Genomic DNA, 24,671 nt, shown 5'->3' on the forward strand with positions numbered 1-24,671 from the left:
CTTTCCGCGTAACTTGTCGTGACCGATCGTCATCATCGTCGGTTGTAGCGGCAGTCTTTGAGCCGGAGGAGGACGAGTGCGGCACGTGTGATCGCGCGTCAGGTGGGTGGAGCCAGTCGGAGGCGCAGCCGGCGGACCGTACCGCTCCAGTGTGCGGGCCGGGCGACGATGCCGGTGACCGCGTGTTCGGCGCGGTCGAAGCTGTCCTCGATCAGCGCGTCGTGCAGCGGCCGGAAGATCAATGGCCAGGTCAGACGTGCCGGTCCGTGCGTGGACATGGCGAGCGTGTGGCCGAGCATGGTGTGGTCGTGCTCGGCCGACACGGCGTACTCGTGGAACCCGTCGAATCCGCGCGGGCCGGTGAAGGTGAACCGGATCCAGCGGCCGGGCACGTAGTGGCTGACGAAGTACCTGACGGGGCCGTGGCCACCGACCGCTCCGGTGCCCAGTGGCCGGTCGAATCGCATGGCCGGCCAAGTGGAGTGCGGCCACAGCAGGTCGGTCGGTCCGGCGAGGGTGTCGATAAGCCGGCCGACCTCGTCGAGCGAGGCCGGCAGCGCGCGCTGGTGGATGTTGAGCACGGCCATGGCTGACACCTCCGTATTGGCGAGGCCTCTCTAGAATCGATAAAAGAGAGTACTCTCTATTACGTGCCCAGACCACCCCGCTATGACGTCGACGACCTGCTCGACGCCGCCCTCGCGCTGACGGTCGCGAACACGCCGACCGGCGTGTCGGTGGCCGAACTCGCCCGGCATGCCGGGGTGCCGAGCGGTTCGGTCTACCACCGCTTTCCCAGCCGCGCGGTGCTGCTCGGCGAACTGTGGCTGCGTACCGTTGACCGGTTCCAGGAGGGCTTTCTCGCCTGTCTTGCCGACCGGGACGCCTGTCGGGGCGCCCGTACCGCGGCCCGGTACGTGGTCGACTGGTCCCGCGCCAATCCCGACAGTGCGCACCTGCTGCTGTATTCGCGCCGGGACTTCGTCCCCGAGGGATGGCCGGCCGAGCAGACCGCACGCGCCGCGGCCCAGGACCGTCGGTTGCGTTCCGCGCTGCGTGCCCTCGCCGGCCGGCTCGAAGTAGACCTCGAGCGCCTCGTGATCGCCGTGGTGGACCTGCCGTACGCCGTGGTGCGCAGGCACCTCGCCGACGGCGGTGCCATCGCGTCCAGCGTCGCCGACACGGTCGAGAACTGCGCCGACACCCTGCTCCGCGCCAGGCGGTTGGGTTCGCGGACAGCGCCCGACCCGGATGATCTCGGCGGCTGATGACGATCGCTACAGAACAGGCGGGCGCCGACACCGCTGCATCACCAGCGCGTTCCCATACGACGCTCACGCTCCGCCACAGACACTCACGAGGAAAGGCTCACTGTCCTCGGGATCGGGCCGCGTTTCGTGCTTTCCCCGGTGGGCACGCTGTCTAACCTTAGTGGGCGTGGCTCGCTCACTCGGGGCATGAGCCTGTTCCGTCGCCCTATGGTGGGCCCGGTTCGTGGTTCAAGGTGGGCGCGCATTGCGGTTCCGCGGGCCCGCTTCTTCAGATATCAGCCGTCGTTGACGTTCGGCGGGTTGTGCCGCCCCAGCAGCAGGGCTGGGACCATGGTGTCGTTCGGTCCCCGCCTTTCCTCCGGAGACCCTGTTGGCGAAGTAGATAAGACGGAAGCGCCCCCGGGACCACCACTGGGCGCATTCGAGGGGTCGTCGCAACACAGGTGATCAGTTGCTGACGGCAGTGAGCATAGCGAAGTGGTCACCGCTGGGCGTCCTTCCGTGGTCGGCCGGTCCGTCCCGGGAAGGACGCCCGCCCTGTCTGGTCCGGGAATCCTGCTCCTGCCTGAGAACCAACGCACGAACCTGATCATCACACCACGCATGAGGTCATTTCAAGGAGCGAGCGCGTGGCTGGCCGCGTTCGTCATCGGTCTGCCCGCGCTGGGCTTGGTCGCGGTGCTCGTCGCGTTGCGGGGGCGGTCGTGGGAGCTGTTCTCGGTGGCGTACCTAGTGCTGTTCATGCTGGCCTACCTCGCAGGCCTGATTCTGCTCGGCCTGCTGCGGTTTCGGCCGGACTGGCTGCGCGCGCTGGTGGCGGCCGTGGCCGTGTACGCGATCGCGCCGGTCACGCCGTTGGTCGGCACGATGACCCATTATCCGTACCACGTGATCAGGTGCGGTGGCCTGCCCGTCGTCGGTAGCGACGGCGCGGCTCCGGGCTACACAGTCCCCGGGGAGAAGGATTACGCGGTAACACCGTTCAACGACACCTTCTTCTGCACGGAGAAGGAAGCCAAGGCCGCCGACTACTACCATGACGACTTCTGACCCAGATCCCGGGCCCGGCGATGTTCGGGGAAATTGCGATGTCGTCCCGCAGTTGGTGGAGCGTCGACCCCGAGCACCGAGTAGTCAAAGCCGGCGTCGGTCAGCTCCAGCCCGAGCGCGTACTTCCAGTCGATCCGCGCTCGCACGGCCTCGGCCGCCTGCCGGTCGGACAGTCCCTCGCCGAACTGCAAGATCGACACCAGCGCCAGCCGAGCTGGAGACGGCGCCGGGCGGCCACGGGCAGAGAACGCCGCGGCGAAGTCCTCATCCCGGAAAAGGACACCCAACGCATCTCGGATACGGATCGCCAGACTGCCCTTAGGGAAGGCTGCCCGGGCTACCGCCAGGGTGGCCGCCGGGATCTGATCTGGACCAGTCGAACGCAGCGACACCCACGGCTCCATCTGCGAGCAAGAACGACAATAGCGGCCCCATGATCACAGACGTGATCTTGGGGCCGCTACTTTTTGATCTACTTCGTCAACGGTGTCCCCTCCGGAGGAATCTGGCAACTGCGAGTCGCTTCCCACCCAGTCACCCAAACCCCGGAGTGGGCCCACTGCGCGGTTCGTTACGGCGGGCGGCTGGTGAAGGGTCAGCGGCCGTTTCCTGGAAGGTGCCCAGCCATGTGCGGCGGGTGGCAAAACCGGGCGGAGCCGTAAAGGAAGGTGGTTTGTTACGGCGGGTCGGCGGTGGTTTCCTGGAGGGCCCTCAGCTGTTTACGGTGGGTGGTTGGACCCGGGCGGAGCCGTGAAGACGCGGGCGGGCGCCGGAAAATCAATTGGCGTGCAGCGCGGCATTGAGTTCGACGGTGGCGCCGTCGCGTGGCACCGCCTCCACCGCGCCGGACTGCGAGTTGCGTCGTAGCAGAATGCCGTTCGACCCCGACAGTTCGGCGGCCTTGACCACCCGGCCGCCGGGCAGCGCGACCTTCGTGCCCGCCGTCACGTAGAGGCCGGCCTCCACCACGCAGTCGTCGCCCAGCGAGATGCCGATGCCGGCGTTCGCGCCGAGCAGGCAGCGTTCGCCGATCGAGATGACCTGCTTGCCGCCGCCCGACAGCGTCCCCATGATGGACGCGCCGCCGCCGACGTCGGAGCCGTCGCCGACCACGACGCCGGCCGAGATGCGGCCTTCGATCATGGAGGCGCCGAGCGTGCCGGCGTTGAAGTTGACGAAGCCCTCGTGCATGACGGTGGTGCCGCTGGCCAGGTGCGCGCCCAGGCGGACCCGGTCGGCGTCGGCGATGCGCACGCCGGACGGCATCACGTAGTCGACCATCCGCGGGAACTTGTCGACGCCGTAGACGGTCACCGCGCCCCTGGCTCGCAGCCGCAGGCGGGTCTGCTCGAAGCCCGGCACCGCGCAGGGGCCGGCGCTGGTCCACACCACGTTGGCGAGCAGGCCGAAGATGCCGTCGAGGTTGACGCCGTGCGGCCTGACCAGGCGCGCGGAGATCAGGTGCAGCCGGAGGTAGACGTCGTGCGCGTCGACGGGGGCCTCGGAGAGCTTGGCGATGCCGGTGCGCACCGCCACCACCTCCACGCCTCGCGCCTCGTCCGGCCCGGCCGGCTCCGCCAGCTCGCCGGCTTCGCCGGCGGGGAGCCGCTCGGTGCCCGAGACGGGCGCGTCGCCCAGCTCGGGCGCGGGGAACCAGGTGTCGAGCACGGTGCCGTCGGAGGCGATGGTCGCGAGGCCGACGCCGAACGCGCCGGTCGAGGTGGGGTCGATAGCAGTCACGTGGCCAAAATACCGGTTCCGCTCAGCCGAGGGCGCCCAGGTCGGCGGAGAGCCAGCGTTCCGGCCGCATCCTGAACGTGACGAGCGCGTGCAGGTCGGAGCCCTGCACGTAGCCGGACACGGCGTCGGGCGGCAGGTAGCGCGCCGAGATGCGGGTCAGGTCCTCCAGCGTCGTCGGGTCGGAGCGCACGAGCGGCCCCTCCACCGAGACGTACCGGTAGGTGGGGCTGACCCGCTGCACCAGCATCGTGAACCTGCCCGCCTTCGCGATCAGCCGGGCCTTGACCGAGTCGCCGTCGGTCAGGAACCGGATCTCGCCGCCGGGACGGTAGTCGTACCAGACGGGCACGGTCAGCGGCCCCCGCCCTTCGCCGGCCTCCACGGCGAGGCTCGCGATGTGCGGCTCCGCCAGGAACGCCTCCCGCGCCGCCACGTCCAACGGCATGCGCTCACCCCCGTCTTCATCGATCTTGAGACGGCTATTCCCAGTGGGAGCGGTCTCGAAAAGCCACTCGCTGCACCTTTCGCGAGCGGGTAGTCCGGCAGGCCGCCGGACGCGGCGTGGCTCGGACCGTGACTCGCGAGTGGCCTCGCGTCATAGCGGGGTACCCTCCTTGCAAGGTTAGGCTAACCTAATCTAGCATCTGCCGCAGAGGGAGGCGATGCCTCGGTGGAGACACTGCTGAGCAGACCTGACGGCACCTATGACATCTTGGGAATCGGCTTCGGCCCATCGAATCTCGCGCTGGCGATCGCCCTGCGCGAGCACAACGCCCGGGTCCCCGCACCCGAACGGCTCCACATGCGGTTCCTGGAGAAGCAGTCCGGCTTCGGCTGGCACAAGGGGATGCTTCTCGACGACGCCACCATGCAGGTGTCGTTCCTGAAAGACCTGGTCACCCTGCGCGATCCCGCCAGCGACTTCAGCTTCCTGTGCTTCTTGAAGGACTCCGGCAGACTGGTGGACTTCCTCAACCACAAGACGCTCTACCCGCTGCGGATCGAGTTCCACGCCTACTTCGAGTGGGCGGCCGAGCGGGTGCGCGACCTGGTGGCGTACTCCGAGGAGGTCGTGTCCGTCGAGCCGGTGACCGCGGAGGACGGCGGCATTCCCGCGTTCGACGTGGTCAGCAGGGACCCGGAGCGTCCCGGGCGCACCACCGTGCGGCGGGCCCGCGATCTCTGCGTCGCCACCGGGCTGGAGCCGCACCTGCCGCCGGAGACGGTCGTCTCCGACCGGGTCTGGCACAACAGCGAGTTGTTGCCCCGGGTGGCCGCGCTCAAGGAGGCCGGCGTCCCCGTGCGGCGGGCCCTGGTGCTCGGCGCCGGACAGAGCGCGGCCGAGACGACCGACTACCTGCACCGCGCCTTTCCCGACGCGGAAGTCTGCGCCGTCATCGCCAAATACGGCTACACCCCCGCCGATGACAGCCCTTTCGCCAACCAGATCTTCGACCCCGAGGCCGTGGACACCTTCTTCGGCGCTCCGCCGGCGGTCAAGCAGTCCCTGCTCGACTACCACCGCGGCACCAACTACTCGGTGGTCGACCTGGACCTCATCGAGACCCTCTACCGGACCATGTACCGGGAGAAGGTCCAGGGCGGCGAGCGGCTGCGCGTCCTGCGCGCCTCCCGCATCCGGGAGGTCGGCGAGCACGGCGAACGCCTCGACGTCACGGTGGAATATCTGCCCACCGGCGAGCACCAGGTGCTCGAAGCGGACCTGCTCGTCCACGCCACGGGCTACCGGCCCCAGGACCTCGGCACCGTCCTCGGCCAGGCGGCCAAGTTATGTCTGCGCGACGATGAGGACCGCATCAGGATCGGCCGCGACTACCGCGTCGAGACGCCCGCGCACGTGTCGGCGGGCATCTACCTACAAGGCGGGGGTGAGCACACCCACGGCCTCACCTCGACACTGCTGTCCGCCACCGCCGTAAGGGCCGGTGAGATCCGCGACGCGCTGCTGGCCGGCCACACGCGGCGGGCCAGGGCGGCGACCTGGTGATCCTCTCCGATCGCCGGCCGGCCGCACCGGCGGACCGGCCGGCGGGCGTCGCCGGGGGCAACGCCGGACGCGGCGGCTGGCTGCTCGTACTCGTCGCGGCGCTGGTCGCCGCGTGCCTGCTGAGCATCGCCGTCGGCACGAAGAACATCGGCCTCGGCACGGTGTGGGACGCGTTCGCCCACGCCGCCGACAGCGACGACCACACGATCGTGCGGGAGCTGCGGGTGCCGAGGACCGTCCTCGGGCTGCTGGCGGGAGCCGCGCTCGGCGTCTCGGGAGCGGTCATCCAGGCGGTGACCCGCAACCCGCTGGGCGACACGCAGATCCTCGGCATGAACGCGGGGGCGGCGCTGTTCGTGGTGTTCGCGATCGGGGTCCTCGGCCTCACGTCCATCTGGTCGTACGTGTGGTTCGCGTTCGCCGGGGTGGCCTTCGCCACGGTTCTCGTCTACACGCTCGGCTCGATCGGGCGCGGTGAGGCGTCGCCGCTCCGGCTGACGCTCGCGGGCGTGGCCCTCGGCGCCGTCATGGAGGGCGTCTCGGCCGGCATCCGGCTGCTGAAGCCGCGCGCCTTCGACTACCTGCGCTTCTGGGACGTCGGCACGCTCGGCGGGCGGCCGCTGGCCATCGCCGAAGCGGTGGCGCCGTTCATCCTGGCCGGCCTGGTCCTGGCGTTCGCCGCCGCCCGCTCGCTCAACGCCGTCGCGCTGGGCGACGACCTCGCCCGCTCGCTGGGCGCCGGCGTCACCAGGACCCGCGTGTTGTCGGTGGCCTCGGTGGCGCTCCTGACCGGGGCGGCGACCGCGGCGGTCGGCCCGATCGGGTTCATCGGCCTGATGGTGCCGCACGCCGTGCGCCGGATCGTCGGGCCCGACCAGCGGTGGATCCTCGCGTACACGGTGGTCTGCGCCCCGATCCTGCTGCTCTGCGCCGACGTCGCGGGACGCGTGCTGATCCGCCCCGGCGAACTGCAGGCCGGGATCGTCACCGCGTTCCTCGGGGCGCCCGTGCTGATCTGGCTGATCCGCCGGCGGGCGGTGACGGGCCCATGAGCGGGGTGGACTTCGGCCACCGGGTCGTCATCCTGCGCCGGCCCCGCGCGTCCGTCAGGTTCGGCGTGCGCACGGTGCTCGTCTGCGCCGCGCTCGGCCTCGCCGCCGCGGCGTTCGCCGTGCTCGGGCTGGGCACCGGCGAGTTCGAGGTGCCGCCGGGCGAGGTCATCCAGGCCCTGGCGGGGCAGGGGTCGGGCGCGACCCGCCTGGTGGTCGTGGAGTGGCGGCTGCCCCGCGTGCTGACGGCCCTGCTCATCGGCGCGGCGCTCGGGCTCAGCGGCGCCGTCTTCCAGTCGTTGCTGCGCAACCCGCTCGGCAGCCCCGACGTGATCGGGTTCAACACCGGCGCCTACACCGGGGTGCTCGTCACGATGGTGCTGGTCGGCCGCGGCTACTACGAGACCGCCGCGGGCGCGCTGGCCGGCGGGCTCGTGGCCGCCCTGGTGGTCTACCTGCTGGCGTACAGGCGGGGTGTGCAGGGGTTCCGGCTCATCATCGTGGGGATCGCGATCAGCGCGGTACTCGCCTCACTGAACCAGTGGTTCGTCATCAAGGTCGACCTGCGCCTGGCGGTCGCCGCGGCCATCTGGGGACAGGGCAGCCTGAACACGGTGAAGTGGGAGCACGTCCCGCCCGTGGCCGCCGCGCTCGTCCTGCTCGCCGGATGCCTGCTGGCACTCGGGCCGCGCCTGTCGCTGCTGGCGATGGGCGACGAGTCCGCCGCCGCGCTCGGCGTGCGCACGGAACGGGCCAGGCTGCTCTACCTCGTCGTCGGCGTGGCACTGACCGCCGTGGCCACCGCCGCCGCCGGGCCGGTCGCGTTCGTCGCGCTCGCCGCCCCGCAACTGGCCCGCCTGCTCGCGCGTACGGCGGGTGTGTCCCTGGCGCCCTCGGCCGTCATGGGCGCGCTGCTGCTGACCGCGAGCGACTGGCTCGGCCAGCGCGCGTTCGCCCCCACCCAGCTCCCCGTGGGCGTGGTGACGGTGTCGCTCGGCGGCCTCTACTTCGCCTGGCTGCTGACCGGGCCGATGCGGAAGGCGAGCTCATGAGACTGAGCGCCAGGGACCTCACCCTCGGCTATGACCAGCGGCCGATCAGCGAGCACCTCAGCCTCGACATCCCCGACGGCGCGCTGACTGTGATCGTCGGCCCGAACGCCTGCGGCAAGTCCACCCTGCTCAGATCGCTGTCGCGGCTGCTCAAGCCGACGGCCGGACAGGTGGTGCTGGACGGCAGGGACATCCATTCCTATCCGGCCAAGGAGGTCGCCAGGCGGCTCGGCCTGCTGCCGCAGTCGTCGATCGCGCCGGAGGGCATCACCGTGGCCGACCTGGTCGCGCGAGGACGTCACCCGCACCAGAAGCTGATCAGGCAGTGGTCGGCCCGGGACGAGGCGGCAGTGGCGGGCGCGATGGCGGCGACCGGCGTCACCGACCTGTCCGGGCGTCTCGTCGACACGCTCTCCGGCGGCCAGCGCCAGCGGGTCTGGGTGGCCATGGTGCTCGCCCAGGAGACCTCGATCGTGCTGCTCGACGAGCCGACCACGTTCCTCGACATCGCCCACCAGATCGAGCTGCTCGAACTGTGCCTGCGCCTGAACCGGGAGCAGCGCAACACCATGGTGGCCGTCCTGCACGACCTCAACCAGGCCTGCCGGTACGCCGACCACATCATCGCGATGAAGGCGGGCGCCGTCGTGGCGCAGGGCGACCCCAGGAAGATCGTCACCGCCGAGCTGATCGAGGACGTGTTCGGCCTGCCCTGCCGCATCATCGACGACCCTGAGACCCACACCCCGCTGGTCATTCCCCGATCCCACCAAGCAGTCAGGAGTCACGATGTCCAACAATCCCTTCGACGATGAGAACGGCACGTTCTACGTGCTGGTGAACGACGAGGAGCAGCACTCCCTGTGGCCGACGTTCAAGGAGGTGCCGCGGGGCTGGCGGGTGGTCTTCGGTGAAGGCGGCCAGAGCAAACGCCAGGAGTGCGTGGACTACGTCGAGGAGCACTGGACGGACCTGCGGCCGAAGAGCCTGCGCGAGAGCATGGCCGCCGACCAGTGACGCGGCCCATGACCGGCCGGCGGGTCCTGTGGCGCGCGGTGACGCGCAACCGGTGGCAGCTCAGCACGGGGACCGGCCTCATCAGCCTGCACATGGTGTGCGAGTCGCTGGTGCCGATCCTCATCGGGGTGATCGTCGACCAGGCCATCGGCCCGGGGGACGGCGGCGCCCTGGTGCTGTGGGTGGCCGCCCTCGCCGGGTTGTTCACTGCGCTGAGCCTGGCCTACCGCTTCGGCGCCCGCCGGCTCATGCTCGCCATCGCCGACGAGGCTCACCTACTGCGCGTCGAGGTCGCCTCCAAGATCATGAACGCGCGCGGCATCAGGACCGACCGCCGGACCGGTGATCTGCTCACCGTGGCCACGACCGACACCGACAACACCTCCTACCTGCTCGACTACGTGCCGCGCGTCGCGGGCGCTTTGACGGCGACCGCGGTGAGCGCCGCCGCGCTGCTGGTGATCGACGTGCAGCTCGGGCTGGCCGTACTTGTCGGGACCCCCGTCGTGCTGCTCGGGCTCCAGGCCGCGTCCCCGGTGATCACCAAGCGGGTCACCGAGCAGCAGGACCTCGCCGGTGAGGCCACCTCCCTGGCGGCCGACCTGGTCAGCGGGGTGCGCCCGCTGCGCGGCATCGGCGCGGAACGCGCGGCGGCCGGCCGCTACGACGAGGTCAGCAGGCGGTCCCTGCGGGCGGCGTTACGCGCCGCCCGCACCCAGGGCGCGTACCTGTCCGCCTCCACGGCCGGCGGCGCGCTGCTGGCCGGCGGCATCGCCATCCTGGCCGGGTGGTACGCGCTCAACGGCCGCGTCACCGTCGGCGAGCTCATCACCGTCATCGGACTCGCGCAGTTCCTGATGGAGCCCGTCGGCACGCTCGCCGTCGCGCCCGGCTGGGTCGCCGAGGCCAGGGCGTCCGCCGACCGCGTCGCCACGGTCCTCGACGCGCCCGCGCTGCTGCCCGAGGGCACGGAGACGCTCGGCGCCGGCTCCCCGGACCTGGAACTGCGGGCGCTCAGGTACGGCCCGCTCGACGGGGTCGACCTGCACGTGCGCCCCGGCGAATTCGTCGGCGTGGTGCCCCACCGCTCCGCCGACGGGGAGGCGCTGGTCAAGATCCTTTCCGGCCGGGTGGCGCCCGACGAGTACGAAGGCGGCGTCCTCGTCGGAGGCACGCACCTGGCGCACCTCGACCCGGCGGACGCCCGCCGCGCGCTGCTGGTGGAACCCCACCTCACCGACCTCTTCACCGGGACCGTCGAGGAGAACGTGACCGCCGGCGGCCCGCTGGACGAGGCCACGCTGGCCGCCTCCGCCGCCGACCAGGTCGTCTCCGCCCACCCCGACGGCCTCGCGCACGTCGTCACCGAGCGGGGCGCCAGCCTGTCGGGCGGGCAGAGGCAACGGCTGGCGCTGGCCCGCGCGCTGACGGCACGCCCCCCGATCCTCGTGCTGCACGACCCCACCACCGCCGTGGACGCCGTGACCGAGCACGAGATCGCCCGGGGGCTGCGCGCCCTGCGCCACCCCCGCTCCGGCGGGCTCACCACCGTCGTGGTGACGAGCAGCCCCGCCCTGCTCGCCATGACGGATCGGGTCGTGGTCCTCGACGGCGGCCGGATCGCCGCCGAGGGCACCCACGCCGCACTGGCCGTTGCCGACGACGACTACAACCGGGCGGTACTGCGATGACCGGATCGGACAGACTGCCCATCGCCGGCGCCCGCAGAACCTGGGCGTGGCTGCGGCTCGAACTCCGTGCGCGGTGGCTCGGCAGCACGTTCGCCGCGTTGGTGGGCGTCGTGGGTGCCGCCGCGTCGGTGGTGCCGGCGTACGCGCTGGGTGTGCTCGTGGACCGCGTCAAGGAGAACGCGCCGGTCTCGGCGATCGTCCCCATCGCGGTCGTGATCGTGGCCGCGGCCGTCGTCGGCGGGGTGGCCACCGGCACCGCCACGTACCTCGTCGGCCGGGTGTGCGGGCACATGCTCGCGGACCTGCGCGAACGTACGGTCGCCAGGGCGCTCCGCCTGCCCGCCACCACGCTGGAGCGGATCGGCAAGGGCGACCTGCTGTCACGGGTGAGCAGCGACGCCGCCGCCATCGGCAAGGCCGCCACCAGCGTCATCCCCACGATGATCTCCGCGTTTCTGCTGGGCGTGCTGAGCATCGCGGCGATGGCCGGGATGGACTGGCGGCTCGGGCTCGCCGGCGCGGTCGCCGTCCCGCTGTACGTGGCGGCGCTGCGGTGGTACCTGCCGCGGGCGGCGCCGAAGTACGCCGCCGAACGGCACGCCGTGGCCGGCAACTCGCAACTGCTGGTGGAGAACATGCAGGGTGTACGGACCGTGCACGCCTACCGGCTGGAGCAGCGCCGGCTGCGCGACATCGGCGACGCCTCGTACCAGGTGCACGACATCTCCGTGTCGGTCTTCACGCTGTTCACCCGGTTCGTCGGCCGGATCAACCGGGCGGAGTTCTTCGGCCTGGCCGCGATCCTCGTGGTGGGCTTCCTCGTCGTCCGGTCGGGAGCCGCCACCGTGGGCCAGAGCGCCGCGGCGGCCGTGCTGTTCCATCGCCTGTTCAACCCCATCGGCATGTTGTTGTTCACGTTCGACGAACTGCAGGCGGCGGCGGCGAGCCTGGCCAGGCTGGTCGGCGTGGTGGACCTCGCCCCGGACGGCGGCGACGACCCGGACGGCGACGGCGTGGGAGAGCCGGCCGGTGCCGCGCTGGAGTTGCGCGACGTGCGCTTCCGTTACGACGGCGGGCCGGAGGTGCTGCACGGCGTCTCCATCAGCGTGCCCGCCGGCGCCCGCGTGGCGCTGGTCGGGTCGACGGGCGCGGGCAAGTCCACACTCGCCGCCATCGCCGCCGGCATCCTGCGCCCCGAGACCGGCACCGTGTCCGTCGCCGGCGTGGCGCAGGCGCCCGACCGGCTGCGCGCGCACGTCGCGATCATCACCCAGGAGGTCCACGTCTTCGCCGGCCCGCTCATCGAGGACCTGCGGCTGGCCAGGCCGGGAGCCCCGGCCGGCGAGATCGCCGCCGCGCTGTCCGCCGTCGGCGCGCTGGACTGGGCGACGGCCCTGCCCGCCGGTCTGGACACGGTCGTCGGCGAGGGCGGTCACGAGCTGACCACGGCCCAGGCCCAGCAACTCGCCCTCGCCCGCCTGATCCTCGTCGACCCGGCGATCGCCATCCTCGACGAGGCCACCGCGGAGGCGGGCAGCCTCGGCGCGCGCACGCTGGAGGAGTCCGCCGCCGCGGCCACCCGGGGACGGACCACCCTGATCGTCGCCCACCGGCTGGCCCAGGCCGCCGCCGCCGACCGGGTCGTCGTCCTGGAGCACGGCCGGATCGTGGAGCAGGGCGGACACGAGGAGCTGGTCGCCGCGGGCGGCCGGTACGCGCAGCTGTGGCGCGCCTGGGAGGCGCGCACCCCCACGTCGTCATCACGTTAGGCAGCCATGGAAACGAACTCCCCCGCAAGGATCACCACGATCGCGGACCTGTTCATCGACCAGGTGCGCCGGACCCCGCAGGCGCCGGCCGTCGTCGCGCCCGGCGTGCGGCTGACGTACGCGGAACTCGGCGCCCGCGTATTCCAACTCGCGCGGCACCTGCACGGACAGGGGCTGCGCCCCGAGGAGGTCGTCGCCGTCTCGACCCCGCGCTCGGCCGAGATGGTCGTCTCCGTACTGGCGATCATGGTGGCGGGCGGCGCGTTCGTGCCCGTGGACCCGGCCTGGCCGCAGGCACGCCGCCACCAGGTCATGGCCGAGGCGGGAGCGGTCCGCACGCTGGGCCCGCGTGAGGTGGATCTCGGCTCGTGGCGGTACGCCCACGAGCCCGCCGAGCCGCCGCCCGTGTCGATCCAGGGCGGCCGGCTGGCGTACGTGATGTTCACCTCCGGCTCGACCGGAACGCCCAAGGGCGCCATGATCCGCCACGAGGCGATCAGCCACCGCCTGCTCTGGCAGGTGGAGGACGTTCTCGGCTTCGGCCCCGGCGACGCGTCGCTGTTCAAGGCGCCGCTGTCGTTCGACATCTCCGTCAACGAGATCCTGCTGCCGCTCGTCTGCGGCGGCCACGTGGTGGTCGCGGAGCCCGGCGGCGAACGCGACCCGCACTATCTGCTGGACCTGATCGCCCGCGAGGGCGTGACGTTCGTCTACCTCGTGTCGTCGATGCTCGACGTCCTGCTGGAGATGGACCGCGAAACGTCGCTGCTGTCGGGGCTGAAGCACGTCTGGTGCGGCGGCGAGGTGCTCACCCCCGAACTGTTCGAGCGGTTCCGCGGCCAGGTGCCGACGACGCTTTACCACGGGTACGGCCCGGCCGAGGCCACCATCGGCGTCTCGCACGTCGTCTACCGCGACACCGCCGAGCGCATCGCGACCTCCATCGGCCGGCCCAACCCCCACACCCGGCTGTACGTCCTCGACGAACGCCTGGAACAGGTGCCCGCCGGCACCGTCGGCGAGCTGTACGCAGCCGGGTTCCTGCTCGGCCGCGGCTACATCAACGCGCCCGCGCTCACCGGGGGCCGGTTCGTCGCCGACCCGTTCGCCGCCGACGGCTCCCGGATGTACCGGACCGGCGACCTGGCCAGGTGGGCGCCCGACGGCTCGCTGGAGTTCGTCGGCCGCGCCGACCACCAGGTGAAGATCCGCGGCATGCGGCTGGAGCTGGAGGAGGTCGAGGCCGCGCTGGCCACCCACCCGGGCGTGCGGCAGGCCGCCGTCGTGGTGGACGAGAACGGGCGGCGGCTCGTGGGGTACGCGCGGTCGAACGACCCCGTCACGGCCGCGGAGCTTCGTGACTGGTGCGCCGGGCGGCTGCCGGCGTACATGGTGCCGGACGCGTACGTCGTCCTCGACCGCCTCCCGCTGACCGCCCACGGCAAGGTGGACCGGCAGGCGCTGCCCCGGCCGTCCGAGCCGGCGGCGGCCCGCACGCGCGCCCCCCGCACCGAGCGCGAACGTGTCCTGTGCGAGGTCTTCGCGCAGGTCCTCGGCCTGGCCTGCGTGGGGGCCGAGGACGACTTCTTCGCCCTGGGCGGCGACAGCATCGTCGCGATCGGCGTGGTCAGGCAGGCGCGGCGCGCCGGGCTCGCGGTACGCCCGCGCGACGTGTTCGCCCATCCCACCCCCGCCGCGCTGGCGGCCACGGTCACCGACGTGAGCGCCGCCTCACCGCCCCCGGTGAGCGGGGTCGGGGAGGTGCCGCCGACGCCGATCACCGAGTGGCTCCAGGACGCCGGCCCGTCCATGGACGGCTTCCTCCAGTCGATGACCGTACGCACCCCCGCGGAGCTGACCGGCGACCAGCTGGAGAACATGATCGACGCGGTGCTGGCCGCCCACGACCTGCTGCGGGCGCGGACGGCCGGCACCGGCCGCTGGACCCTCACCGTGCGGCCGCCGGGACGGCCTCGGGCCGCCGACGTGATCACTCGCGTCGGGACCGCTGCCGAGCTGGAACGGCAGGTCGCCGCCGCCCCGGAACGGCTCGACCCGGCGGGCGGGCGCATGCTCGACCTGGTCTGGCTGGACGCCGGAGGCGCCGCACAGGGGCGGCTCGCGATCACGGTTCACCACGTGGTCGTGGACGGCGTGTCGCTGCGCATCCTCTTGGAGGACCTCGCCCAGGCGTGGCAGGCGGCGCGCGTAGGCCGCACCGTCGAGCTGCCCGAGGCGCCCACCTCGTTCCGGCAGTGGGCGACCCTGCTGCGGGAGTGCGATTTCGGCTCCGGCGAGGAGCACTGGCGGCGTACCGCGGCGGCGCCCGACCCCATGATCGGCAAGCGCCCCCTCGACCCGCGGCGCGACGTGGTGGCCACGGAGCGGTCGCTCACGGTCGAGCTGCCCGCCGCGATCGCCGGCCGGCTGCTCGGCCCGGTCCCCGCCGCCGTGCACGGTGGGGTGAACGACGTGCTGGTCGCCGCCGCCGCGCGGGCCGTGGGCCGCTGGCGCGGCGGCGGCTCGGCGGTGCTGCTGGAACTGGAGGGGCACGGGCGGGAGGAGGAGGCGGTCGGCGACGCCGACCTCTCGCGTACCTTCGGCTGGTTCACCACCCTGTTCCCCGCCGTGATCGACCCCGGCTCCGGGACGCCGGGCGAGGTGATCAAGGCGGTCAAGGAACAACTGCGGCGGGTGCCGCAACGCGGGCTCGGCTACGGGGTGCTGCGCTACCTGGGGGAGCGGCCGCGCCCAGACCTGGCCGTCACGCCGCAGGTGCTCGTCCACTACCTGGGACGCTTCGACGGCGACCCTACCGGTGACTGGACGATCGGTGACTGGACGGCCGGTGACGGGACGGCCGGCGGCGGCGAGGTCGTGGTGGAGCGGCGCGATCCGCGCATGCCACTGCCGCGCGTCCTGGAGATCAACTCCGTCGCCGTCGACACGGCCGGCGGGCCGGTGCTGCGGACCACCTTCAGCTGGCCGGCGGGCGTGCTCGACGCCGACCGGGTACGGGAACTGGCCGCGTTGTGGACGCGGACCCTCACCGACATCGCCACCAGCGACACGGTCGCCGGGCACACGCCTTCCGACTTCCCGCTCGTCCGGCTGGACCAGGCGGAGGTGAGCGCCATCGAGGCGGACACGCCGGGGCTGCGGGACGTGCTGCCGCTCACGCCCTTGCAGACCGGCCTGTACTTCCACGCCACCTTCGACCCCGACGGCGACCCCGACGGCGACCCCGACGGCGACCCCGACGGCGACCCCGACGGCGACCCCGACGGCGACCCCGGCATCGATCCGTACGTCGTCCAGCAGATCATCGAGCTCACCGGGCCGCTGGACGGCGAGCGGCTGCGTACCGCCGCCGACCGGCTGCTCGGCCGCCACCCCAACCTGGGCGCGGCCTTCCGCACCACCGGCGACGGGCAGGTGGTGTCGGTGATCGCCGGCCCCGTGCGCGTGCCGTGGCGCAGCGAGGACCTCAGCGGCCCCGACCACGCCCGGCCCGTCCTGGAGGAGATCGCCGCGGCCGAGCGGGCGGTGCCGTTCGACCTCGCCCGGCCGCCCGCCATGCGGTTCGCGCTGGTGAGGCTCGGCCCGCGCCGGCACGCCCTCGTGCACACCGTGCACCACGTCGTGGCCGACGGCTGGTCGGTGCCGCTGCTGCTGCGCGACCTGCTGACCCTCTACGAGGACGGGCCGCTGCCCGAGCCGCCGCCCTACCGGGAGTTCCTGAGGACGCTCGCGGCGCAGGACACCGACGCCGCGATCGAGGTGTGGGCCGAGGCCCTGGCGGGCGTACGGGAACCGACCCTGCTGGCCCCCGCGCTCGCCGGACCTGCCACCAGCGGGGCCGCCGGCGGCCGGTTCGGCCGGGTCCGGCGCGAGCTGCCGGCCGATCTCGGCGACCGTCTGCGGGCATGGGCGCAGGGGAACGGGCTCACCGTCGGCTCGGTGCTCGCCGCCACCTGGGGAATCCTCCTCGGGCGGCTGACCGGAGGCGACGACGTGACGTTCGGCTCGGCCGTGTCCGGCCGAGCGTCATCGGAGCCGCCGGGCATCGACGCGATGGTCGGGCTGCTGATCAACACGGTGCCCGCGAGGGTGCGCTGGCAGCCCGCCGACCCGCTGGCCGACGTGCTGCGCCGCTTCGCGCGTACGCAGCGCGAGGTCATGGAGCACGAGCACGTCCCGCTGGCCGCGCTGCACCGCCGGCTGGGCGTGGCCGAGCTGTTCGACACGCTGGTGGTCGTCGAGAACTACCCGGAGCCCCCCGCGGGGCAGGGCGACCTCACGATCTCCGGGATCGAGACGGTCGAGGCGCCCCACTATCCCGTGACGCTGATGGCCAGGCCCGGCGACCGGATCGTGCTCACGCTGACCCACGACCGGCGGCTGGTTCCGGCCGCCTCGGCCGGCCTGCTGATCGGCCAGTACGAGCGGCTGCTGGCCGCCGTCGCCGACGACGCCACGCTGACGTGCGGCCAGGTGGAGCTCGCCACCGGGGAACAACGCCGGCAGCTGATGGCCGCCGGGACCGGACCGGGGGAGGGCGGCGGCTCCGTGCTGGACCTGTTCGACCGCCAGGTCGCCGGGCACCCCGCGCGCGCCGCCGTCGTGTCCGCCGGGGCCACGCTCACGTACGCCGAGCTGGACGAGCGGTCCCGGAGGGTGTGCGGCACGTTGGCCGCGGCCGGCGTGCGGCGCGGCGACATCGTCGCGGTGGCGACGAGCCGTTCCGCGGACACGGCCGTGGCCCTGCTCGGCGTCATGCGGGCCGGGGCCGCCTACCTGCCCGTCGACCCCGGCTACCCGGCGGCCAGGATCGAGTTCATGCTCGGTGACGCGCGCCCGGCCTGCGTGCTCACCGACGAGGCGAACGCCAGGACGTTGCCCCCGCACGACCTGCCCTCCCTCACGGTCAGGGCCGCCGCGACGGGCCCGGCCGGCGCGGGCACGCCCGTGACCCCGCTCGACGCGGTCTCCGTCGTCTACACCTCCGGCTCGACCGGCAGGCCGAAGGCGGTCGTGGGCACCCACGGAGCGCTCGCCGGCCGCCTCGCCTGGGCGGCGACGGAATGGGACGCGCGCGTGCGGCTGGCCAAGAGCTCGCTCAGCTTCATCGACGGCACGACCGAGCTGCTCGGCGGGCTGGTCGCGGGAGCGACGACGGTCATCGCCGGGGACGCCGAGGCCACCGACGGCGCGGCGCTGGCCCGGCTCGTCGAGGGGTCGGGGGCGACCCAGCTGCTGGCCGTGCCGAGCCTGGCCGCGGCGCTCGCAGACACGGCGCCCGAGCGGCTCGCCGCGCTCGACCGCTGGATCTGCAGCGGCGAACCGCTCGGCCAGGAGTGCGTACGCTCCCTGCGCCGGGCGTCGCCCGATGCCAGGATCGTCAACTCCTACGGCTCGTCGGAGGTCGCGGGGGACGTGCTCCAGGGCGAGGTGGACCCGCGGGAGCCGGTGACGCTGGGCCGGCCGGTGCCGGGCGCGCGGCTCTACCTGCTCGACTCCGCGCTCCGGCTCGTGCCGCCCGGCGCGACGGGCGAGATCTACGTCGGCGGCGCCCAGCTCGCCCGCGGTTATCTGGGCCGGCCGGGGACGACAGCGGACCGGTTCGTCGCCGACCCGTTCGGCGACGGCGACCGCCTCTACCGCACGGGGGACCTCGGACGCTGGACCCCGGACGGTCGGGTCCTGTTCCTCGGCCGGGCGGACGACCAGGTGAAGATCAACGGGTACCGGGTTGAGCCGGGCGAGCTCGAAGCCGCGCTGATGCGCCGCGCCGGGGTCTGCGAAGCGGCGGTGGCGGTGCGGGGAGGGGCGCTGCACGCGTACGTGGTGGCCGCGCCCGGCGAGAAACTGGACCCTCAGGGGCTGCGCGCCCTGCTCCGCGCCGACCTGCCGCACTACCTGCTGCCCGCGACGGTGACGGTGCTGGACCACCTGCCTGTGCTGCCCAACGGCAAGCGGGACCGCCGCGCGCTGCCGGACCCGGAACCCGGCGTCAGGGGCGGGCCGCCGCGTACCGCCGAGGAGGCGCTGATCTGCGCCCGCGCCGGCGCCCTGCTCGCCGTCGACGGTCTCGGCGTCCACGACGACTTCTTCACCGTCGGCGGCGACAGCATCCTCGCCATCCGCCTCGTCAGCCTGCTCGCCAGGGACGGCGTCGAGCTCACCACCCGGGACGTGTTCCGCCTGCGTACGCCCGCCGCGCTCGCCGCGTCCCTGCGGGAGGCGGAACCGCTGCCAGCGTCGGCCGCGCAGGGCGAGGCGTGGCCGCTGTCGCCGCTCCAGCAGGGCGTCTACTATCAGGCGACCTACGCGGAGAGCAGCAGCACCTACATCGCGCAGAACGTCTTCGACCTCGACCGGCGCGTCGACGTGCCCGCCATGACGGAGGCGTTCGCGGCGCTGCTGCGCCGCCACCCCACCCTGCGCGCGGGGTTCGCCGCCGACGGCGGCTCGCAGCTCATCGCCGCCGACGTGCCCGCCGAGGTGCGGGTCGCCGACCTGACCGAGGCTCAGGAACGGCTCGACGCGGTCACGCGGGCCGACCGGGAGGAGCCGTTCGACCTGTCCTGCCCGCCCCTCGTCAGGCTGACCGTCGTACGCCTTCCCGGCGGACGCGACCGGCTCCTGCTGACCTCGCACTTCCTGCTGTGGGACGGCTGGTCGCGCGAGCTGGTCCTGCGCGAGCTGTTCGCGCTCTACGGCTCGGGCGGCACGCGGGGCGCGCTGCCCGCCGCGGAGAGCACGTTCGCCGACTACCTCGCCTGGATCGGCACGCGCGACCGCGACGCCTCCGCCGCCGCCTGGCGGGCGGCCCTGTCGGGAGTGGAGGAGCCGACCGTCCTCGCGCCGCACGCCGCCGGCCGCGAGCCCGTGCCGTCCGAGCGTGTCCTCGCCGCGCTGCCCGCCGAGGTCACCACGCGGCTGGCCGAGCAGGCCGCCCGCGGCGGCGTCACGCTCAACGCGCTGCTGACGGCCGCGCTCGGCATCCTGCTCGGCTACGAGTCCGGCCGCACGGACGTGGTGTTCGGCACGACCGTGGCCGGCCGCCCGGCCGAGCTGCCCGGCATCGAGAACGTGATCGGCCTGTTCCTCAACACGGTCCCCGCCAGGGTGGCGGCCACGCCCGGCACCACTGTGCTCGACCTGGCCCGCCGCGCCCAGGACGACCGCGTCGACCTGGCGCCGCACGAATATCTCGGCCTCGGCGACATCCACCGCGCGTGCGGCCAGGAGCAGCTGTTCGACACGCTGTACGTGTTGCAGAACTTCCTGTCCGACACCACGTTCACCGAACTGGAACGCGAGCACGGCATCGTCGGCGTCGACTACACCGACAGCACCCACTACCCCTACACCTGGGTGCTCACCCCCGGCGCCAACCTGCGCGTCAAGCTGGAGTACCGGCCCGACGTGCCCGAGCGGGACGCCCGCCGGATGGTACGCCGCTTCACCCTGCTGCTGACGACGCTGGCCGACGGCCTCGCGATCCCGGTCGGCGCGCTCGATCTGATGCTCGACGAGGAACGCGGCGAACTGTCACGGCAGTGGGCGCGGGCCGAACACCCGATCGGCACGGAGACGATCGCCGACCTGCTGGCCGAGCGGGCCCGCACGTGCCCTGACGAGGTCGCCCTCGTCTTCGGGCAGCGGCGGCTGACGTACGCGGAGCTGGACGGCCGCATCGACCAGTGCGCCCGGATGCTGCGCTCGCAGGGCGCGGGCCCCGGCACGATCGTCGCGCTCGGGCTGCCCCGCGGCGTCGAGATGGTCGTGTCGCTGTTCGGCGTCCTGCGGGCAGGGGCCGCGTACCTGCCGCTGGACCTCGACCATCCGGTCGACCGGCTGGCCGCCATGCTGGACGACGCCCGCCCCGTCCTCCTCGTCTGCGCCGACCCCGGGTCCGCGCTGGCCGGGCACCAGCGGCGCCTCGGCGGGCGCTGCGTGCTCCCCGGCTGGGACGCCTTCGCGACCGGCCCGGTCACCGTGGACGTGCCGGGCGACCTGCCCGCCTACGTCATCTACACCTCCGGATCCACCGGCCGGCCCAAGGGCGTGGTGACGCCCTACCGCGGGCTGACCAACATGCAGCTCAACCACCGGGCCGAGATCTTCGGCCCGACCGCGCGCCGTACCGGGGGGCGGCGGCTGCGCATCGCGCACACGGTGTCGTTCTCGTTCGACATGTCGTGGGAGGAGCTGCTGTGGCTGGTCGAGGGCTACGAGGTGCACATCTGCGACGAGGAGCTGCGCAGGGACGCCACCGCGCTCGTCGCGTACTGCCAGGACCACCGGATCGACGTCGTCAACGTCACCCCCACCTACGCCCACCTGCTGTTCGAGGAGGGCCTGCTCGGCGGCGAGCACGCCCCGTGCCTGGTGCTGCTCGGCGGCGAGGCCGTCAGCGAGAGCGTCTGGGACCGGCTGAGCCGGCCGGACGGCCCTGAGGGATACAACCTGTACGGGCCGACCGAGTACACGATCAACACGCTCGGCGCGGGCACCCGCGACAGCGCCACCCCCACCGTGGGCCGCCCCATCCGGAACACCCGCGCGTACGTGCTGGACGGGTGGCTGCGCCCCGTGCCCGCGGGCGTGGTCGGCGAGCTGTACGTGACGGGCGCCGGCCTGGCCCACGGCTACCTGCACGCCCACGGGCAGACGGCCGCCCGCTTCGTCGCCGACCCTTTCGTGCCCGGGGGACGCATGTACCGCACCGGCGACCTCGTACGCCGGCGCGAGGACGGCAACCTCGACTTCCTCGGCCGGGTCGACGACCAGGTGAAGATCCGCGGATACCGGGTCGAGCTCGGCGAGGTCGAGTCGGCCCTGTCGGCCCACCCGCAGGTGCGGCAGGCCGCCGTGATCGCCCGGCCCGATCCCGCGGTGCCGGGGCTGAAGAAGCTGGTCGCGTACGTGATCCCGGCGCCCGGCGCCGCCCGCGGCGAGCTCGCCGCCGGGCTCCGCGCGGCGCTGGCCGAACGGCTGCCCGGCTACATGGTCCCCACCCTGTACGGGGTGGTGGACGAGCTTCCGCTCACCGTCAACGGCAAGCTCGACGTGGCGGCGCTGCCCGAGCCCGTCGCGCCCGGCGGCGGCGGGCGGAGCGAACCGAGCGGGGAGCGGGAACAGGCCCTGGCCGCCATCTACGCCGAGGTGCTGGGCCTGCCCGAGGTCGGTGTCGACGACGACTTCTTCGCCATCGGCGGCGACAGCATCTCCTCGATCGCCGTGACGGGCCGGGCGCGCAGGGCGGGCATGAACCTCACCCCACGCGACGTCTTCCGCCGGCGCACCGTGCGCGCGCTGGCCGCCGCCCTCCCGCGGCAGGCGCCGGGGGAGACGCCCGATCCGGGCGCGCCCGCGACCGGGGTCGTCCCGCTCACGCCGATGCTCGCCGAGACGATGCTGGCCCGCACGCCCCTGGAACACTTCTACCAGTCGATGGTGCTGCCCGTGCCGGCCGGGATCGGCGTGCGGCAGGTGGAACGCGCGGTGCGGGAACTCTGCGTCCGCCACGACCTGCTGCGGGCCCGCCTCGACCGCGACGGCGACGCCTGGACGTTGTCGGTGCCGCCGCCGGAGGGGTTCGACGCGTCCCCGCTGTGCACCCGCCAGGACAAATCCGCTGTGGAAGCCGCTGTGGAAGCCGCTGCGGAGGCCGCTGGAGGCGAGGCAGCGCGGCGCCTGGCCGAGGAGGAGGCGGCCGGGCGGCTCGACCCCGAGCGCGGAATCATGCTCCAGGCGGTCTGGTTCGACGGCGGTCCCGGGCCCGGCGACCTCCTCCTGGTCGTCCACCACCTGGTCATCGACGGCGTCTCCTGGCGGGTGATCGCCGGCGACCTGGCCGCCGCCTGGGCGGACCTGGCGGCCGGTCGCGAACCCGTGCTCGACCCGGTCCCGATCTCCTTCCGCGCGTGGGCGTCGGCGGTTCAGGACGCGCGGCCCTCCTTCCGCGACGAGGCCGGCCACTGGCGTGACGTCCTGGCCACCGACGATCCGCCGCTGGGCGCGCGCCCGCTGGATCCCGGGACCGACACGGCCGCCACCGCACGGTCGCTGACCGTGTCCCTGCCCGTGGGGACGAGCGCGGCCCTGCTGGGCGCCGTGCCCGCCGCGATGCACGGCGGCGTCAACGACGTGCTGCTGACGGGCTTCGCCGTCGCGCTCGCCCGGTGGCGCCACGTCCACGGGCGCGGCGACGGGTCCGCCGTGCTCCTCAGCCTCGAAGGCCACGGCCGCGACGGAGACCTCGCCGGGGGCGCCGACCTGTCGCGTACGGTGGGCTGGTTCACCGCCATCCACCCCGTACGCCTCGATCCCGGGCCGCTGAGCTGGGACGAGATCACCGCGGCCGGCCCCGCGCTGGCCCGAGCCGCCAAGACCGTCAAGGAACAGCTGCGCGCGGTTCCGCGCAACGGGCTCGGTCACGGCGTCCTGCGCCACCTCGACCGGCTCGATCTCCCGCGACCGCCGCAGATCCTCTTCAACTACCTGGGCCGTTTCGCCGCCGGCGGCCGAACCCTGCGCGAGGGCGTACACCCGGACAACCCCGCGATGGGGCTGGAGATCAACGCCCTGGCCCAGGACGGGCCGGAGGGCCCCGTGTTCTCGGCCACGCTGTCCTGGCCGTCCGGCGTCATGGCGGCGGGGGAGGTCGCCGAGCTGGCCGAGCTGTGGCTGGCCGCGCTGACGGCCCTCACCCGCTGCGCCGGCCTGGCCGGGCACACCCCGTCGGACTTCCCCCTGGTCGCGATCACGCAGGAGGACGTCGACCGGTTCGCCGGCGCCCGCGACATCCTGCCGCTGCTGCCGCTGCAGGAAGGCATGTACTTCCACGCGTCCTTCGGCGCCGGCCACACCGACACGTACGTGGTGCAGCAGGTGGCCGAGCTGTCCGGCCCCGTCGATCCCGAGGCGCTGCGCCGGGCGGTGACCGCGACGGTGCACCGCCACGACGCCCTGCGGGCGAGCTTCCAGGAGCTGGCCGACGGCCGGGTGGTCCAGGTGATCGCCGGGACGGTCGAGGTGCCGTGGCGCACGGCCGACCTGAGCGGGCTGGGCACGGCCGAGGCCCGCGAACGGCTGGCCGACCTGACCGCCTCGGAGCTGGCCGCGCCGTTCGACCTGGCGGACCCGCCGCTGCTGCGCTACGCGCTGGTCTCGCTCAGCGACACCGACCACCGGCTCGTGGAGACCATGCACCACATCCTCGCCGACGGCTGGTCGTACCCGCTGGTCTTCGGCGACGTCGTGGAGGCGTACGAGCGGGGCGGCGCGCTGCCCGCGCCCGCGGTGACGTTCCGCGACCACGTGGAGGCGGTGGCAGGGCTGGACAGGGCCGCCGCCCGCGCCGTGTGGGCGGACGCGCTGGCCGGGGTCGACGCCGCGACGCGCCTCTTCCCCGCCGCGTACCCGGTGTCCAGGCACGCCGGAGTCCACCGCGAGCTGCCCGCCGGGGCGGTCGCCGCCGCGGCCCGCGAGCGCGGCGTGACGCTGAGCACCTACGTGCACGCGGCGTGGGGCCTGCTGCTGGGCCGGCTGCTCGGGCGGGACGACGTGATCTTCGGGTCCACGGTGTCCGGGCGCGGCGGGCGGTTGCCCGGCGTCGAGACCATCGTCGGCCTGCTGATCAACACCATTCCCGTGCCGATGTCCTGGCGGCCCGAGGAGACCCTTGGGGAGATCGTCGACCGCCTGCACCGGCAGCAGGGCGACCTGCTCGACGCCCAGCACGTCGGCCTCGCCGACCTGGCCCGGCTCACCGGGGTCCGCGACCTCTTCGACACCATGGTCGTGGTGGAGAACTTCCCCGCCGCACGCGGGGGAGGGCGGTCCGGGCCGGCCCTGCGCGGCTTCACCGGCACGGACTCGCCGCACTACCCGCTCTCGCTGGTCGCCTTCCCCGGAGAGCGGCTCACCCTGGAGATCAAGTACGACGTGGAGCTGGTCGGGCAGGAACGCGCCACGCACCTGCTCGACCTCGTCACCCGGGTGCTCGACCGG

Annotated in this window: 13 protein-coding genes and 1 pseudogene; 10 read left to right on the top strand and 4 right to left on the bottom strand. The window is 73.2% G+C overall.

Going from position 1 to position 24,671, the window contains the following annotated elements; genetic code table 11:
- Positions 1-98: 98 nt before the first annotated feature.
- Positions 99-587 carry an SRPBCC family protein gene (locus GUY59_RS25800; RefSeq protein WP_138202247.1) on the bottom strand — a complete coding sequence of 163 codons (489 nt, stop codon included), beginning with the start codon at positions 585-587 and terminating at the stop codon, positions 99-101.
- Between the two features lie 63 nt (positions 588-650).
- Between GUY59_RS25800 and GUY59_RS25805 the strand changes: the two genes are divergently transcribed.
- Together GUY59_RS25805 and GUY59_RS25810 are read left to right on the top strand one after the other, a co-directional pair.
- Positions 651-1,268, top strand: coding sequence for a TetR/AcrR family transcriptional regulator (locus GUY59_RS25805; protein ID WP_161714697.1), 618 nt, complete (start codon positions 651-653; stop codon positions 1,266-1,268).
- 606 nt (positions 1,269-1,874) lie between these two features.
- Positions 1,875-2,321: a hypothetical protein gene (locus tag GUY59_RS25810; protein ID WP_138202249.1), complete on the top strand. Its 447-nt coding sequence runs from the start codon at positions 1,875-1,877 to the stop codon at positions 2,319-2,321.
- Positions 2,322-2,392: 71 nt separating this feature from the next.
- On the opposite strand, the pseudogene GUY59_RS25815 reads toward GUY59_RS25810, so the two are convergent.
- The 3 genes and pseudogenes from GUY59_RS25815 to GUY59_RS25825 form a co-directional block, all read right to left on the bottom strand.
- Positions 2,393-2,713 (bottom strand): annotated as a pseudogene (locus GUY59_RS25815) (transposase); the annotation flags it as partial.
- A gap of 385 nt (positions 2,714-3,098) precedes the next feature.
- Positions 3,099-4,061, bottom strand: coding sequence for a 2,3,4,5-tetrahydropyridine-2,6-dicarboxylate N-succinyltransferase (gene dapD, locus GUY59_RS25820; protein ID WP_138202250.1), 963 nt, complete (start codon positions 4,059-4,061; stop codon positions 3,099-3,101).
- A 22-nt stretch (positions 4,062-4,083) separates the two neighbouring features.
- On the bottom strand, positions 4,084-4,506 hold the full coding sequence (locus GUY59_RS25825) for a pyridoxamine 5'-phosphate oxidase family protein (RefSeq protein WP_138202251.1): 423 nt from the start codon (positions 4,504-4,506) through the stop codon (positions 4,084-4,086).
- A gap of 225 nt (positions 4,507-4,731) precedes the next feature.
- On the opposite strand from GUY59_RS25825, the gene GUY59_RS25830 reads away from it, so the two are divergent.
- From GUY59_RS25830 to GUY59_RS25865, 8 genes are all read left to right on the top strand, one after another.
- Positions 4,732-6,069 carry a lysine N(6)-hydroxylase/L-ornithine N(5)-oxygenase family protein gene (locus GUY59_RS25830; protein ID WP_138202252.1) on the top strand — a complete coding sequence of 446 codons (1,338 nt, stop codon included), beginning with the start codon at positions 4,732-4,734 and terminating at the stop codon, positions 6,067-6,069.
- Positions 6,066-7,121, top strand: coding sequence for an iron chelate uptake ABC transporter family permease subunit (locus GUY59_RS25835; RefSeq protein WP_252375026.1), 1,056 nt, complete (start codon positions 6,066-6,068; stop codon positions 7,119-7,121). Before GUY59_RS25830 ends, GUY59_RS25835 begins: the two co-directional genes overlap by 4 nt.
- Positions 7,118-8,170 carry a FecCD family ABC transporter permease gene (locus GUY59_RS25840; protein ID WP_138202253.1) on the top strand — a complete coding sequence of 351 codons (1,053 nt, stop codon included), beginning with the start codon at positions 7,118-7,120 and terminating at the stop codon, positions 8,168-8,170. Before GUY59_RS25835 ends, GUY59_RS25840 begins: the two co-directional genes overlap by 4 nt.
- Complete coding sequence (locus GUY59_RS25845; RefSeq protein WP_138202254.1) at positions 8,167-8,985, top strand: ABC transporter ATP-binding protein; 819 nt, start codon at positions 8,167-8,169, stop codon at positions 8,983-8,985. Before GUY59_RS25840 ends, GUY59_RS25845 begins: the two co-directional genes overlap by 4 nt.
- A complete protein-coding gene (locus GUY59_RS25850) occupies positions 8,960-9,187 on the top strand; it encodes an MbtH family protein (protein WP_138202255.1) in 228 nt (75 codons plus the stop codon). The genes GUY59_RS25845 and GUY59_RS25850 overlap by 26 nt, the downstream gene beginning before the upstream one ends.
- Before the next feature lie 8 nt (positions 9,188-9,195).
- On the top strand, positions 9,196-10,878 hold the full coding sequence (locus GUY59_RS25855; protein ID WP_138202256.1) for an ABC transporter ATP-binding protein: 1,683 nt from the start codon (positions 9,196-9,198) through the stop codon (positions 10,876-10,878).
- Positions 10,875-12,647, top strand: a complete 1,773-nt coding sequence (locus tag GUY59_RS25860) for an ABC transporter ATP-binding protein (protein ID WP_138202257.1) — start codon at positions 10,875-10,877, stop codon at positions 12,645-12,647. The genes GUY59_RS25855 and GUY59_RS25860 overlap by 4 nt, the downstream gene beginning before the upstream one ends.
- A 6-nt stretch (positions 12,648-12,653) precedes the next feature.
- Positions 12,654-24,671 (top strand): non-ribosomal peptide synthetase (locus tag GUY59_RS25865; protein WP_161714698.1); only part of this gene is annotated, 12,018 nt, incomplete at its 3' end.

Origin of the sequence: Nonomuraea sp. K271 (assembly GCF_009908215.1) — a bacterium.
GTDB classification, from domain to species: domain Bacteria; phylum Actinomycetota; class Actinomycetes; order Streptosporangiales; family Streptosporangiaceae; genus Nonomuraea; species Nonomuraea longispora.

Coding starts and splice junctions, on each gene's coding strand:
- GUY59_RS25810 (WP_138202249.1), top strand. CDS start 1,875: ATGAGGTCATTTCAAGGAGCGAGCGCGTGGCTGGCCGCGTTCGTCATC.
- GUY59_RS25840 (WP_138202253.1), top strand. CDS start 7,118: ATGAGCGGGGTGGACTTCGGCCACCGGGTCGTCATCCTGCGCCGGCCC.
- GUY59_RS25845 (WP_138202254.1), top strand. CDS start 8,167: ATGAGACTGAGCGCCAGGGACCTCACCCTCGGCTATGACCAGCGGCCG.
- GUY59_RS25855 (WP_138202256.1), top strand. CDS start 9,196: ATGACCGGCCGGCGGGTCCTGTGGCGCGCGGTGACGCGCAACCGGTGG.
- GUY59_RS25860 (WP_138202257.1), top strand. CDS start 10,875: ATGACCGGATCGGACAGACTGCCCATCGCCGGCGCCCGCAGAACCTGG.
- GUY59_RS25850 (WP_138202255.1), top strand. CDS start 8,960: ATGTCCAACAATCCCTTCGACGATGAGAACGGCACGTTCTACGTGCTG.
- GUY59_RS25800 (WP_138202247.1), bottom strand. CDS start 587: ATGGCCGTGCTCAACATCCACCAGCGCGCGCTGCCGGCCTCGCTCGAC.
- GUY59_RS25825 (WP_138202251.1), bottom strand. CDS start 4,506: ATGCCGTTGGACGTGGCGGCGCGGGAGGCGTTCCTGGCGGAGCCGCAC.